This window comes from Mesorhizobium sp. M1A.F.Ca.IN.020.03.2.1, from assembly GCF_004023205.1.
Lineage (GTDB): Bacteria > Pseudomonadota > Alphaproteobacteria > Rhizobiales > Rhizobiaceae > Mesorhizobium.
The window spans coordinates 1-14574 of sequence record NZ_RZSV01000148.1 but is presented as its reverse complement, the minus strand read 5'-3'; the positions used below and the strand labels follow the sequence as shown (position 1 = coordinate 14574).

At 64.2% G+C, this 14574-nt stretch carries 13 protein-coding genes; 9 read left to right on the top strand and 4 right to left on the bottom strand.

Translation table 11 applies throughout. The annotated features are described in order from the left end of the window. Positions 1–168: 168 nt before the first annotated feature. The 7 genes from EOA79_RS21415 (at position 169) to EOA79_RS21385 (ending at position 8286) form a co-directional block, all read left to right on the top strand. Positions 169–993 carry a carbohydrate ABC transporter permease gene (locus tag EOA79_RS21415; protein WP_067323984.1) on the top strand — a complete coding sequence of 275 codons (825 nt, stop codon included), beginning with the start codon at positions 169–171 and terminating at the stop codon, positions 991–993. A 35-nt stretch (positions 994–1028) separates the two neighbouring features. Continuing rightward, entirely contained in the window at positions 1029–2033 is a 1005-nt protein-coding gene (locus EOA79_RS21410) for an ABC transporter ATP-binding protein (protein WP_066999175.1), read from the top strand. Further along, positions 2030–2800 carry an L-iditol 2-dehydrogenase gene (locus EOA79_RS21405; protein ID WP_095799099.1) on the top strand — a complete coding sequence of 257 codons (771 nt, stop codon included), beginning with the start codon at positions 2030–2032 and terminating at the stop codon, positions 2798–2800. Before EOA79_RS21410 ends, EOA79_RS21405 begins: the two co-directional genes overlap by 4 nt. A 154-nt stretch (positions 2801–2954) precedes the next feature. After that, positions 2955–4433: a mannitol dehydrogenase family protein gene (locus EOA79_RS21400; RefSeq protein WP_127335084.1), complete on the top strand. Its 1479-nt coding sequence runs from the start codon at positions 2955–2957 to the stop codon at positions 4431–4433. Positions 4434–4454: 21 nt separating this feature from the next. Continuing rightward, entirely contained in the window at positions 4455–5138 is a 684-nt protein-coding gene (locus EOA79_RS21395) for an HAD family hydrolase (protein ID WP_095799101.1), read from the top strand. Continuing rightward, complete coding sequence (locus tag EOA79_RS21390; RefSeq protein ID WP_095825551.1) at positions 5132–6718, top strand: FGGY-family carbohydrate kinase; 1587 nt, start codon at positions 5132–5134, stop codon at positions 6716–6718. Before EOA79_RS21395 ends, EOA79_RS21390 begins: the two co-directional genes overlap by 7 nt. Positions 6719–6882: 164 nt before the next feature. Next, a complete protein-coding gene (locus tag EOA79_RS21385; RefSeq protein WP_095825552.1) occupies positions 6883–8286 on the top strand; it encodes an MATE family efflux transporter in 1404 nt (467 codons plus the stop codon). 40 nt (positions 8287–8326) lie between these two features. On the opposite strand, the gene EOA79_RS21380 is transcribed toward EOA79_RS21385, so the two are convergent. The 4 genes from EOA79_RS21380 to speB all read right to left on the bottom strand — a co-directional run bounded on the left by EOA79_RS21380 (position 8327) and on the right by speB (position 11770). Continuing rightward, positions 8327–8971 carry an amino acid ABC transporter permease gene (locus EOA79_RS21380; protein WP_066999193.1) on the bottom strand — a complete coding sequence of 215 codons (645 nt, stop codon included), beginning with the start codon at positions 8969–8971 and terminating at the stop codon, positions 8327–8329. Then, on the bottom strand, positions 8968–9636 hold the full coding sequence (locus EOA79_RS21375; RefSeq protein ID WP_095799104.1) for an amino acid ABC transporter permease: 669 nt from the start codon (positions 9634–9636) through the stop codon (positions 8968–8970). The genes EOA79_RS21380 and EOA79_RS21375 overlap by 4 nt, the downstream gene beginning before the upstream one ends. An 89-nt stretch (positions 9637–9725) precedes the next feature. Further along, positions 9726–10526 carry a transporter substrate-binding domain-containing protein gene (locus EOA79_RS21370; protein ID WP_067323996.1) on the bottom strand — a complete coding sequence of 267 codons (801 nt, stop codon included), beginning with the start codon at positions 10524–10526 and terminating at the stop codon, positions 9726–9728. Positions 10527–10714: 188 nt separating this feature from the next. Then, positions 10715–11770 carry an agmatinase gene (gene speB / locus EOA79_RS21365; RefSeq protein WP_095825553.1) on the bottom strand — a complete coding sequence of 352 codons (1056 nt, stop codon included), beginning with the start codon at positions 11768–11770 and terminating at the stop codon, positions 10715–10717. Positions 11771–11983: 213 nt separating this feature from the next. On the opposite strand from speB, the gene gcvA reads away from it, so the two are divergent. Further along, positions 11984–12967: a transcriptional regulator GcvA gene (gene gcvA / locus EOA79_RS21360; protein WP_095825554.1), complete on the top strand. Its 984-nt coding sequence runs from the start codon at positions 11984–11986 to the stop codon at positions 12965–12967. Positions 12968–13265: 298 nt separating this feature from the next. Then, positions 13266–14570, top strand: a complete 1305-nt coding sequence (pncB, locus tag EOA79_RS21355; RefSeq protein ID WP_127335083.1) for a nicotinate phosphoribosyltransferase — start codon at positions 13266–13268, stop codon at positions 14568–14570. The last annotated feature ends 4 nt before the right edge of the window (positions 14571–14574 follow it).

Genomic DNA, 14574 nt, shown 5'->3' with positions numbered 1-14574 from the left:
CCGTCCCGCTGCGCGGGACACCTCTCCCCCTGCCCGGGGGAGAGGAAACGCCTGCATCGAAGCCCCGCGCTTCCTCTACCCCGTCGATCGGGGGAGAGGTGGTTTGCGCAGCAAACCGGAGTGGGGGTCGACCCTGCCGCCAACATCGCCGATACGGGAGGACCTGACATGGCACGCGCAGTCACCACCCAGCACAAGACGATCGCAACAGTCGCGGCCTGGGTCGTCGCCCTGCTGATCTTCTTCCCGATCCTTTATACGATCATCACCTCCTTCAAGTCGGAACAGGAGGCGATCCAGGGCTTCGCCTTGATCCCGTCCGGCACCACCGAAAGCTACTCCGAGGTGCAGGCGCAGAGCGGTTATTTCAAGTTCTTCCTGAATTCCGTGATCCTGTCGGTCGGCTCGACCGTCCTTGCGCTCATCGTCGCCGTGCCGGCGGCCTGGTCGATGGCCTTTTCGCCGACCAAGCGGACCAAGGACATCCTGATGTGGATGCTCTCCACCAAGATGATGCCGGCCGTCGCGGTGCTGTTCCCGATCTATCTCATCTTCCGCGACACCGGCCTGCTCGACAGCCGCATCGGCCTCACCATCATGCTGATGCTGATCAACCTGCCGATCGTGGTCTGGATGCTCTACACCTATTTCCGCGAGATCCCGGGCGAGATCCTCGAAGCGGCGCGCATGGACGGCGCCTCGCTGTGGAACGAGATCATCTATGTGCTGACGCCCATGGCCGTTCCCGGCATTGCCTCGACCATGCTCTTGAACATCATCCTGGCTTGGAACGAGGCGTTCTGGACGATCCGCCTGACCACCACCGAGGCCGCACCGCTCACCGCCTTCATCAGCTCCTTCTCCAGTCCGCAGGGCCTGTTCTGGGCCAAGCTCTCGGCGGCCTCGACATTGGCGATCGCGCCGATCCTGATAATGGGCTGGTTCAGCCAGAAGCAGCTGGTGCGCGGCCTGACCTTTGGCGCCGTGAAGTAAGCCGTAAGCGGCGGACGAAATCCGGGGAGGAAACCATGGGAAACATCACGCTCAAGAACGTCTCCAAGTCCTTCGGGTCGACGACGATCATTCCGAACATCGACCTCGCCATCGAGGACGGCGAGTTCGTCGTGTTCGTCGGCCCCTCGGGTTGCGGCAAGTCCACGCTGCTCAGGCTGATCGCCGGGCTGGAGGACACCAGCGGCGGCACCATCAGCATCGATGGCCGCGACGTCACCCGCGAGGCGCCGGCCAAGCGCAAGCTTGCCATGGTCTTCCAGTCCTACGCGCTCTACCCGCATATGACGGTCGCCAAGAACATCGCCTTCCCGCTGAAGATGGCCGGCGAGGACCAGGCGACCATCGATAAGAAGGTCAAGGACGCGGCGCGCGTCTTGAACCTCACCAACTATCTCGAGCGGCGCCCGGGCCAGCTCTCCGGCGGCCAGCGCCAGCGCGTCGCCATCGGCCGCGCCATCGTGCGCCAGCCATCGGCCTTCCTGTTCGACGAGCCGCTGTCCAACCTCGACGCAGCCCTGCGCGGCACCATGCGGCTGGAGATCAGCGAGCTGCATCATCAGCTGAAGACGACGATGATCTACGTCACCCACGACCAGGTCGAGGCCATGACCATGGCCGACAAGATCGTCGTGCTCAATGCCGGCAACATCGAGCAGGTCGGCTCGCCGATGGAACTCTACAAGACGCCGAAGAACCTGTTCGTCGCCGGCTTCATCGGCTCGCCGAAGATGAACTTGATCGAAGGCGCGCCGGCCGACAAATACGGCGCCAAGACCATCGGCATCCGGCCCGAGCACATCAACATCTCGACCACGGCCGGCGACTGGAAGGCGACGGTCGGCGTTGCCGAGCATCTCGGCTCCGACACCTTCCTGCATGTCCAGACCGATGGCATCGGCACGATCAATGTGCGCGCCGACGGCGAGGTTGCCGTCAAGCACGGCGACACCGTCTACCTGACGCCCGACAAGGCCAAGCTCCATCGCTTCGGCGCCGACGGCAAGGCGCTGGCGCAGTGAGGCTCAAAGGCAAATCGGCGCTGATCACCGGATCGGCGCGCGGCATCGGCAGGGCCTTCGCCGAATCCTATGTTCGCGAAGGCGCCAGGGTGGCGATTGCCGACATCAATCTCGAAGCGGCGGAAGCGACGGCAAAGGATATCGGCTCTGCCGCTTACGCGATCCGGCTCGACGTCACCAACCAATCCTCGATCGAGGCCGGCGTGAAAGCCGTCGAAGCGAACGCCGGCGGCCTCGACATCCTGATCAACAATGCCGCCTTGTTCGACCTTGCGCCCATCGTCGAGATCAGCCGCGCGAGCTACGACAAGCTCTTCTCCGTCAATGTCGCCGGCACGCTGTTCATGCTGCAGGCGGCGGCCCGCTCGATGATCGCTGCTGGCCGGGGCGGCAAGATCATCAATATGGCGAGCCAAGCCGGGCGCCGCGGCGAGCCGCTGGTCGCGGTCTATTGCGCCACCAAGGCCGCCGTCATCTCGCTTACCCAGTCGGCCGGACTCGACCTGATCAAGCACCGCATCAACGTCAACGCCATCGCACCGGGCGTCGTCGACGGCGAGCATTGGGATCACGTCGATTCGCTGTTCGCCAAATATGAGAACCGGCCGAAGGGCGAGAAGAAGAGGCTCGTCGGCGAAAGCGTGCCCTATGGCCGCATGGGTCGAGCCGAAGATCTGACTGGCATGGCGGTTTTCCTCGCCAGTGACGAGGCCGAATACATTGTCGCCCAGACCTACAACGTCGATGGCGGTCAATGGATGAGTTGAGGGGGAAGCGCGCCTCTCTTCCTCCGGGGAGGACGCGTCGCGGGGCAGGTGAGGGGCGCATACCGGCAAACGGATGCTGCCCCTCACCGCTCCCCCAAGCGGGTGAATTGGGGGTTGGATTGTCGGGCTGCATATCGGCCAAAGGGTAAGTAAGATGACCGTGAAACTCTCTTCCTCGAACCTCGCCAAGCTTCCGTCGAAGGTTTCCGGTCCGAAATACGATCGCGCCGCGCTGAAGGCCGGCATCGTGCATTTCGGCGTCGGCAACTTCCACCGCTCGCACCAGGCTGTCTATCTCGACGACCTATTCAATTCCGGCCTCGGCCATGACTGGGCGCTGATCGGCGCCGGCGTGTTCGAGGGCGAGAAGGCCGGCCGCGCCAGGCTGCAGGAGCAGGACTGGCTGACCACCGTGGTCGAGCAGGACCAGGGCCATATGAGCGCCCGCGTCACCGGCGCCATGGTCGATTTCCTGATGCCGGGCGATGCTGAGGCGATCGTCGAGCAGCTCGCCGACCCTGCGATCAAGATTGTGTCGCTGACCATCACCGAGGGCGGCTATTTCATCGATCCGGCCTCCGGAAAGTTCAATCCGGCCCATCCCGACATAGTCGTCGATGCCCAGCCCGGTGCGGCACCGAAGACAGTCTTCGGCATCATTCTTGCCGGACTGGTGCGCCGGCGCGCCGACGGCATCGTGCCGTTCACGGTCATGTCCTGCGACAACATCCCCCACAATGGCCACGTCACCTCCGACGGCGTCATCGGCCTTGCCCGGCTGATCGACGAGGCTCTGGCCAACTGGGTGAGGGACAACGTCGCTTTCCCGAACGGCATGGTCGACCGCATCACGCCGGCCACCACCGATCGCGAGCGCAGCATTCTGGCCAATGATTTCGGGCTGGAGGACAATTGGCCGGTCTTCTGCGAACCGTTCAAACAATGGGTGCTGGAAGATCATTTCACCGCCGGCCGGCCGCCGCTGGAACGGGCCGGCGTCCAGTTCGTCAAGGATGTCTCGCCTTACGAGCTGATGAAGATCCGCATCTTGAACGGCGGCCACGCAGCCATTGCCTATCCGGCGGGCCTGATGGACATCCATTTCGTGCATGAGGCGATGCAGGAGCCTCTGGTGCGCCGCTTTCTCGCCAAGGTGGAGCGCGACGAGATCATCCCGACCGTGCCGCCGGTGCCCGACACGGTGCTCGAGGATTACTACCAGCTCATCGAGCGCCGCTTCTCCAACCCCAAGATCGGCGACACCATCCGAAGGCTTTGCCTCGACGGTTCCAACCGCCAGCCGAAATTCATAATTCCGACCGCCGCGGACCGACTGAAGGCGGGGAAAGGTGTTGCCGGCCTGGCTCTGGAGTCCGCGCTCTGGTGCCGCTACTGCTTCGGCACCACCGACAGCGGCGCCGTCATCGAGCCGAACGATCCGAACTGGGACCGGATGCAGGCGACCGCCAAAGCGGCGAAGAACTCGCCCGAGGCCTGGCTGGCGATGGACGACATCTATGGCGATGTCGGCCGCTCCGCCGTCTTTGCCGAAGCCTTCGCCCATGCGCTGAACGAATTGTGGGCGAACGGCGCGCGCGAAACCTTGACGCGCTATCTCGCCGATAAGCTCTGAAGCTCTTTGGACGCAGCCGCAATGACGCCCGAGCTCGTCATCTTCGACTGTGACGGCGTGCTGGTCGACAGCGAGGCGCTTTCGGTGACCGCGTTGCTGGGCATGATCGAGCTCGCCGGCGGCACGGTCTCGGAGGACGCCGCCTACGAGCATTTCCTCGGCAAGAGCATGAAGAGCGTGCGCGAGATCCTCGGCAGCGATTTCGGGCTTGAGATCAGCGACCAGCATCTCACCGCCATGCGCGTCGAGCTGATGCGCAAGTTCCGCGAGGAGCTGAAGCCGATCCCCGGCATCAAGGAGATCCTGCCGAAGCTTGGCCTGCCCCATTGCGTCGCCTCTTCCGGCACGCTGGAGCGCATCCGCTACGCGCTCGAGGTCACCGGCCTGCTGGGCCTGCTGGAGCCGCACCTCTTCAGCGCCGCCATGGTCAAGCGCGGCAAGCCGGCGCCGGACCTGTTTCTCCATGCCGCCGCCGCGATGCGCGCTGATCCGGGCAAATGCCTTGTCATCGAGGACAGCCCGGCCGGCATCGCCGCGGCGCGAGCGGCGGGGATGCGTGTCTTTGCCTTCACCGGCGGATCGCATGCAAACAACCCTGCGCTCAAGGCGCGGCTTGCGTCGACCGAACCGGACTTTATATTCGCTGACATGCTGCAATTGCCCGACCTGATTGCAGACCTGGGAGCGAGAGTAAAAGCATCTTGACGAGTTTCGTTTGCGCGGTCGATGTCGGCACCGGGAGCGCTCGCGCGGGCATTCTCGACTCGCATGGCAACCTGCTCGGCCGCGCCGAGCGGCCGATCGCCATGCACCAGCCTAAGCCCGATCACGCGGAGCACGATTCGGAAAATATCTGGTCGGCAGTCTGCGCCGCCGTGCGGGCCGCGCGCGAGAAGACGAACGTCGCCGCATCGGATATTGTCGGCATCTCCTTTGACGCCACCTGCTCGCTGGTGGTGCGCGGCAGGCGGGGCGATCAGCTGAGCGTCTCGGTCACGGGAGAGAAGCGCTGGGACACCATCGTCTGGCTCGACCATCGCGCCATCGCCGAAGCTGACGAATGCACCAGAAGCGGCCATGCAGTGCTCGACTATATCGGCGGGGTGATGTCGCCGGAAATGGAAACGCCGAAGCTGATGTGGCTGAAGCGCAACCTGCCCGCCACCTGGAATGAAGCCGGCTATCTGTTCGATCTCGCCGATTTCCTGACCTGGAAAGCGACCGGATCGCTCGCCCGCTCGCAATGCACGCTGACGGCCAAATGGACGTATCTCGCGCATGAGGAGACGGGCTGGCGGCGCGATTTCTTCAAGCTCGTCGGCATCGGCGATCTCTTCGAGCATGGCAATCTTCCGGACAAGGCGAGCCCCGTCGGCACCGATATCGGGCAACTCACGGCCGATGCGGCGGCAGATCTCGGCCTCACGGAGAAATGCCGGGTCGGCGCCGGGGTGATCGACGCCTATGCCGGCGCGCTCGGTGTGCTCGGCGGCTTCGCCGGCGACGAGAAGGACATCAGCCGGCACCTGGCGCTGATTGCCGGCACCTCGTCCTGCGTCATGGCGATGTCGCAGGATCCGCAGCCTTTCGCCGGCGTCTGGGGACCATATTATGGCGCGGCGTTGCCAAAGCTCTGGCTGTCGGAAGGCGGTCAGTCGGCGACCGGCGCTCTGCTCGACCACATCATCCGCTGGCACGGCGCCGGCGGCGAGCCGGATGCGGCAATGCATGCCAGGATCGCCAAGCGCGTCGCCGAACTGCGCGCCGCCGAGGGCGATGCGCTGGCGGCGCGGCTGCATGTGCTGCCGGATTTCCACGGCAATCGCTCGCCGCTCGCCGACCCGCACGCGGTTGGCGTCGTCAGCGGGCTGACACTCGATTCCTCCTTCGACAGCCTGTGCAAGCTCTACTGGCGCACCGCCGTCGGCATCGCGCTCGGCGTCCGCCATGTGCTCGAGGCGCTGAACGAGAACGGCTATTTGATCGACACGCTGCACGTCACCGGCGGCCACACCAAGAACCCGCTCTTGATGGAACTCTATGCCGATGCCACCGGCTGCACCGTCATCGAGCCGCTGGCCGACGAGGCGGTGCTGCTCGGCACCGGCATGGTCGCTGCGACCGCCGCTGGGCTTTACCCCGACCTGAACGCCGCTTGCGTGGCCATGCAGCAGGGCGGCAGGACGCGGCCCCCGAATCCGGCCGCCGGCGCTCGCTTCGACCGCGACTATCGCATCTTCCTCGAAATGCACCGCCAGCGGCAGGCGCTCGACACCATCCAATAGAAGGCCCGGCTCTTGCGCTTCCCGCTGGCTCAATAGGTCGCCGCTCCTCCTCCTTGCCAATATGTCGCATTTCGTTCACAAGACGGCGCAAACGGCGCCATTTTGCGCCGTTTGCGTGCGGCTTCCGGGCGAGTCCCGACGCGCCGTGGTCTGAAGAGCGGAAAATGTCTGCGATCGAAGCCGGCGCTCGCGCGCCGGAAAATTTTTGGCGTCAGGAAATCAGGGCAACATTGTCGCTTGCCTGGCCGATGGTGCTCACCAATCTCGGCCAGACCGCCATGACCGCGACCGACGTCATGATGATGGGCCGTTTGGGACCCGACACGCTGGCCGCCGGCGCGCTCGGCTCCAACCTCTATTTCATGCCGCTGATCTTCGGGCTTGGCCTGATGCTCGCCACCTCGCCGATGATGGCGACCGAGCTCGGCCGCCGCCGCCATTCGGTGCGCGACCTGCGCCGCACCGTGCGCCAAGGACTCTGGCTGGCGGTCCTCGTCTCGATCCCGATCTGGCTGTTCCTCTGGCATGGCGAAGAAGTGCTTTTGGCCATGGGGCAGAAGCCGGACCTCGCGCACCAGGCAGGCATCTACCTGCATTGGCTGCAATGGGCGGTGCTGCCTTTTTACGGTTATATCGTGCTGCGCTCCTTCATCTCGGCGCTGGAGCGGCCCGGCTGGGCGCTGATCATCGTTTTCGTCGCCGTCGCCTGCAACGCCTTCTTCAACTGGGTCTTCATGTTCGGCAACCTCGGCGTCCGCCCGATGGGCATCGCCGGCTCGGGCCTCGCCACCTCGCTTTCCAGCATGCTGATGTTTGTTGGACTGGCGGCCGTGGTGGTGCTGGAGAAAAAATTCCGCCGCTATCACCTCTTCGGCCGCTTCTGGCGCTCCGACTGGCCGCGCTTCCGCGGCCTGCTGAGGCTCGGCCTGCCGATCGCCGGCATCCTCGCCTTCGAGGTGACGATCTTCAATGCGGCAGCCCTGCTGATGGGTCTGATCGACGCGGATTCGCTGGCAGCCCACGCGATTGCCATCCAGATCGCCTCGATCTCCTTCATGGTGCCGCTCGGCCTCAACCAGGCGGTCACCGTGCGCGTCGGCCTGGCACATGGCGCCGGCAATCCCGAGGGCGTCTCGCGCGCCGGCTGGACCAGCTTTGTCATCGGCGTCTCCTTCATGGCGCTGATGGGGCTGGTGATGATCCTATGGCCGCATCTTTTGATCAGCGCCTTCATCGATCTCGCCGATCCGGCCAATGCCAGGTTGATCACGCTTGCCGTGTCCTTCCTGGTGTTTGCCGCGCTGTTCCAGATCTTCGACGGCGCGCAGGCGGTGGCCGCCGGCATGCTGCGCGGCCTGCACGATACCAAGGTGCCGATGATCTATGCCGCGATCGGCTATTGGGGGGTCGGCCTTCCGCTCGGCGTGCTGCTCGCCTTCCATTTCGGCTTCAACGGCGTCGGCATCTGGATCGGCCTTTCGTCAGGCCTGGCGGTGGTGGCGGTGCTCCTGCTCGTCCGTTGGCTGCGGCGCGATCGCATCGCGCCGGCGCTGTCGTTCAGCCATTGAGAAGAGCGGCCGCCGGTCAGGCGGCGGCCCTCGTCGACCTTCAGTGCGCGGCGACACGCTCAAGCCGCCGCGCATATTGCGTCAGCGGGAAGCACATCACGAAGAAGATCAGCGCCACCAGCCCGTAGACGGTGAAGGGTTCGAAGGTCGCGTTGTTGATGGCGTTGGAGGTCCTGACCAACTCCTCGAAACCGATGATCGAGGTCAGCGCCGTCGATTTGATCAGCTGCACCAGGAAGCCGACGGTCGGGGCGCGCGTGATGGCGAAGGCCTGCGGCAGGATGATCAGCCTGAGTTCCTGCAGATAATGCAGTCCGAGACTGGCGCCGGCGTCCCACTGGCCGCGCGGCAGCGCATCGACACCGCTGCGCCAGATCTCGGCGAGATAGGCGCTGGCAAAGAAGGTGAGGCCGAGCGCCGCGGCGGTCCATGGCTCGATGCGCAGCCCCAACATCGGCAGGCCGAAGAACATCAGGAAAAGCTGCATGAGGAGCGGCGTGCCCTGGAACAGCGCGATATAGCCGGAAGCGATCCGCTTGATCCATTTGTTCTTGGCTATGCGGAAGAACAGCACGACCAGCCCGACCAGCGCGCCGCCGACGAAGGCGGCAAGCGACAACAGCACCGTCCACCGCGCGGCGAGCAGAAGGTTGCGCAATATGTCCCAGAGGGTGAATTCGATCATGACACGCCGGCTCCGAGTGCGCGGCGTCCGCCGCTGACCAGCAGCCGGCGCAGCCCCATCGACAGGCCGAGATAGACCATGGTCACCACCAGATAGGTTTCGAAGGCGCGGAAGGTGCGCGCCTGCAGCATGTCGGCCTCGTAGGTCAGTTCACGCACCGCGATCTGCGACACCACGGCCGATTCCAGCATCATGATGACGATCTGGCTGGTCAGCGCCGGATAGATCACTTTCAGCGCCTGCGGCAGCACGATCTTGATGAACACCTGCCTGGGCCTGAGCCCGAGCGCAAGTGCTGCCTCCGTCTGCCCGCGCGGCACCGCGTCCAGACCCGCGCCGACGATCTCGATCGTGTAGGCCGCCATGTTGAGCGTCATCGCCAGCATGGCGGCCAGGATCGGATCGAGTCGGATGCCGAGGCTGGGCAGTCCGAAGAAGATGAAGAACAGCTGCACCAGGAACGGAGTGTTGCGCATCACCTCGACATACCAGCCGATCGCCAGCTTGAGCGGCCTCGGGCCGTTCCGGCGTCCGGCGGCGCCCAGGATGCTGAGGAAAGTGCCGGCCAGCGTGGTGACGACGATCAGAAGCAGCGTCATCGCCGCGCCGCGCGCGATCACGCCCGCTGCACCCGCAAGCCAGCCGAAGTCCAGGCTGTAGCCCATCGCGATTGGCCCTGTTGGAAAGCGTGTAGCGCAAGAAACAAGTACGGGAGCGGTTCAGCGCTTCATGCGCGCTGAACCGCCAAGCGAGATCAATCCTTGAGGTTGTCGGGATTGAGCGGCGTCTTCAGCCAGGCTTTCGAGCTCTCGTCCAGCTTGCCGTCCGCCAGCATCTTGGCGACCGCATCGTTCACCGCCTTCTTCAGCCTATCCTCGTTCTTGTTGAGGCCGATATGCGAGGGCGAGGTCAGCAGCTGGAACTTCTGCTCGGGCTTCAATGCAACCTGCTTGGCCAGCACCTGCGCGCCGACATCGTTGCCGACCACCATGAGCTGCGTCTGTCCGGAGATGAAGGCCTGGATGACGGAATTGTAGTTGTCGAAGCGGCGGATGTCGGCCGAGGCGGGCGCCGCCTGGGTGAGCGAGGTATCCTCCAGCGTGCCGCGATTGACGGCGATCGACTTGTCGGCAAGGTCGTCCTTGCCTTTGACGGCAAGCTCGGCCGGGCCGATGACGGCGATGTAATAGGGCGCGTAGGCGGCGGCGAAATCGATCACCTGCTCGCGCTCCTTCGAATAGCCGACGCTCATCAGGATATCGACGCGCTTGTCGGTGAGATACGGGATGCGATTCTGGCCGGTGACGCTGACGAGGTTCAGCTTCACCTTCAAGGAATCGGCGATCGCCTGCGCGACGTCGATGTCATAGCCCTTGATGCTCATGTCGGCGCTGGCCGAGGAAAAAGGCGGGAAGTCGGAGAAGATGCCGACATTGATGGCCCCGGCCTTGGTGATGTCGTCGATGGCGTCGGCCTTGGCCTGCGAGGCAAGACCGGCGGCGCCGAGCATGATGAGTGCCGCAAGTGCGGATTTCAGTGTGTTGCGAAGAGTCATTTTAGTTCCCCTGCTGGAAGCTTGTTGTTGAAACCGGCCGCCGGCTCCAGCGCGACGGCCGTACTGGTTAGCAATTCCAGGAAAAGCGGGAAGCGGTCTACGCTTGGCGACTTCGCATAGCTTCCGTCCGGAATTGCGTAAAAACGAAGCGGTTCGCCGTTTCCATGAAGCGGTGAAACGCTCTCGTGTCAGCCCTTCTTGATTGCCGGGCTGAACACCATCAGGCTCAGGATCTCGAACAGGACTTGCGCGCCGACATGGGCGGTGTTGGTTGTCGCGTCATATTGCGGCGCCACCTCGACGACGTCGCCGCCGACGATGTTGAGGCCCTTCAGGCCGCGCAGCAGCTCGAGCACCTCGCGCGTCGTCAGCCCGCCGACCTCAGGCGTGCCGGTGCCCGGCGCGAAGGCCGGATCGATGCTGTCGACGTCGAAGGAGATGTAGGTCGGGCCGCCACCGACGATCTTCCGCGCCTTCTCGATGATGGCGGGGATGCCGAGGCCGGTCACTTCCTCGGCATGGACCACCGTCATGCCGGATTCGTAGGTGAACTCCCACAGATACTCGGCCGAGCCGCGAATGCCGATCTGGATCGTGCGGGTGGGATCGAGCACGCCGTCCAGGACCGCGTTGCGGAACGGTCCGCCGTGGTGGAACTTGGTCATGTCGAACAGCCCGCTGGTGTCGCAATGGGCGTCGATGTGGATCATGCCGACGGGAGCCTGCTTACCGACCGCTTTCAGGATCGGATGGCTGATCGAGTGGTCGCCGCCGACCGAAAGCGGCAGCACGCCGGCGTCGACGATCTGGTTGGTGCGCTTTTCGATGTCCTCGTGGCTGATCTCCAGCCGGTAACGGCTGCGGAACGGCGTGTCGCCGATGTCGGCGACGCGCAGCTCATGCGTCGGCGCGCATTCCAGCACATGATTGTAGGGGCCGATGCGCTCGATGGCGCGCAGCGCCCGCGGCCCGAAGCGTGAGCCCGGCCGGTTGGTGACGCCAAGGTCCATCGGCACGCCGATCATCGCCACTTGCAAGTCGCCGAAATCCGGATTGTCGGCCGCCACCTGCCGGTAAGGCGCGGCAAGGAAGGTCGGGATGCCGGAATAGGGCGCCAGCCGGGTGCCGCTCTTGCTGAAGATCTTGTCGGCGACCTTGCGGAATTTCGGGTCGAACATCTCGCCGCCATGGCTCTCGCCATATTTGCGGCGCAACGCTTCGAGCTTGCCGCGATCGTCACCCATGTCCGGTACTCCTCCGAGACTGCTTGCAGCGGGCGGCTGCACCGACGGCTGCCAAGCCAGCAGTCATCCGGCTGATCGTTGCCCGCTGGCGCCTGCGAAATCTACGTCTGTTGAGCTGTTCCGGGCAAAAGTGTCGGGCAACTGTATTGAAAAATCAATTAATATTGTTAGGGTCTTTGCTGTGAGAAAATCTCACAAAGTCGGGAGCTGTCCTTGGCCAAGCGCTTGCCGCCGTTGAACCCGCTGCGCGCCTTCGAGGCGACGGCGCGACATGCCTCGTTGACCAAGGCGGCGGGCGAGCTCAATGTCACGCATGGCGCGGTCAGCCACCAGATCAAGGCGCTCGAGCAATCGCTCGGCGTAAAGCTTTTCCAGCGCGCGGGTCAGCGCGTGAAGCTTTCGCCGCACGGCGCTGAGTTCCTGCCGGCGGTTTCGGCGGCCTTCGACGGCATCGCCGCGGCCACGCAGCGCATGACACGCCCCGCAAGCACCGGTGTGCTGTCGGTGTCCTGCGTGCCGGCGCTGCTCTTGTTGTGGATGACGCCGCGGCTCGGCTCCTTCACCGCGCAATATCCCGACATCCAGCTGACGCTGATCCCCTCCAACGACGCCAGGGACATCCGCGCGCCGCACATCGACGTCTGCGTGCATTATGGCGATGGCAGCTGGAGCGACTGCTGGATACGCAAATGGTCGGGTCTCGAGCTGTTTCCGGTGGTCAGCCCGACGCTGATCAACAACCGCCCGATCCGCAGCGTGCGCGACCTTGCCGACCACGTTTTCCTGCATGGCGACGACGGCCGCGAGTGGCACACCTGGCTGGCCGCCGCCGACGCGCTCGATCTGGAGCGCGGCCGCCGCCATCACCTCGGCGACGCGCGCATAGCGGTGGAGGCCGCTGTCCACGGCCACGGCGTGGCGCTCGGCGATTCCGTGACCGCGCGCGCCCTGCTCGCCAGGGGCATGCTCGTCGCGCCCTTCGCTTTGTCGGTGACGGCGGTCGATGACTTCTATGTCGTCTGCCGCAACGAGATGCGCTCGGCACCGATCGTCCAGCTTTTCATCGACTGGCTGTTTGCCGAAAAGGAGCAGGACGAGGGCCGAGCCGATGCCCCGGTCGCCGGCCGTGTGCCGAGCCGCAGGAAGCGCCCGGCGCTCAAGATGATCGGGGCTAGAGCGATTCCAGGAAAAGTGTGAGCGGTCTTCCGTCCGGAGATTGGCGTCAACAACAAGAAAGCCAAGAGCATTTTGCGGTTTCCATGCAACGGTGAAATGCTCTGGCGCAGCGTCCTGAGCGCTGGACTTGCATAGCTGGTTTTTGTCGGGCCAGCTTGCAAAGCAGGAAGCGCTTTCAAAAATACAATGCTAAGACCGCAGCTGGTTAACAATTCTGGGAGCTGCGCGGCGGTTTTCCGTCCGGAATGCTTCATAACAGGGACTTGAGGCGCCGCGCTTGGAATCACGCAAGCGCGACGCGCTTTTTGGGTGAGCAGATATGGCACGAACCGATATAGCGCGGCGCGTCTACAACCACACCTGGAAGCTGGACCCCATCGTCCGCAGCCTGCTGGACACCGATTTCTACAAGCTTCTGATGCTGCAGATGATCTGGGGCATGTACCCCAACGTCGACGCCACCTTCACGCTGATCAGTCGCACGACCTCGGTGCGGCTCGCCGACGAGATCGACGAAGGCGAACTGCGCGAGCAGCTCGACCACGCTCGCACCTTGCGCTTCACCAAGAAGGAGATGATCTGGCTCGGCGGCAACACCTTCTATGGTCGCAAGCAGATCTTCGAGCCGGAATTCCTCGCCTGGCTGGAGGATTTCCGCCTTCCCGACTATGAACTCGCCAAGCGCGACGGCCAGTACGAACTGTCCTTCCCCGGTCCCTGGATGTACACCACGCTGTGGGAGATACCGGCGCTCGCCATCATCAACGAACTGCGCTCGCGCGCCGCCATGCGCTCCTTCGGCCAGTTTGCGCTCGACGTGCTCTACGCCCGCGCCAAGGCCAAGATGTGGGCCAAGACCGAGCGGCTGAAGGCACTGCCCGGCATCCGCATTTCCGATTTCGGCACCCGCCGCCGCCACTCCTTCCTGTGGCAGCGCTGGTGCGTCGAGGCGCTGAAGGAAGGCATCGGCGAGGCTTTCACCGGCACGTCGAACGTGCTTCTGGCCATGGACAACGACCTCGAGGCGCTCGGCACCAATGCGCACGAGCTGCCTATGGTGTTTGCGGCACTTGCCAATTCCGTTGAGGAGCTGAGGCAGGCGCCCTACAAGGTGCTGCAGGACTGGCAGCGCTATTATGGCGGCAATCTGCTGATCGTGCTGCCCGACACGTTCGGCACGTCCGCTTTCCTGCGCGACGCGCCGGACTGGATCGCCGACTGGACCGGCTTCCGCCCCGACAGCGCGCCGCCCATCGAAGGCGGCGAGAAGATCCTCGCCTGGTGGCGCGAGAAGGGCAAGGATCCGAAACAGAAGCTGCTCATCTTCTCCGACGGGCTCGAGGTCGAGACCATCGAGGAGACCTACAAGCATTTCCGCGGCAAGGTGCGCATGTCCTTCGGCTGGGGCACCAACCTCACCAATGATTTCGAAGGCTGCGCGCCGACCGAGACCAACAGCCTCGACGCCATCTCGCTGGTCTGCAAGGTCAGCGAAGCCAATGGCCGGCCGGCGGTCAAGCTCTCCGACAACCCCGCCAAGTCGACCGGCGATGAGAAGGAGATCAAGCGTTATTTGCGCATCTTCGGCGAGAAGGGGCGGGTGGAGCAGCTGGTCAAGGTGTGAGGAC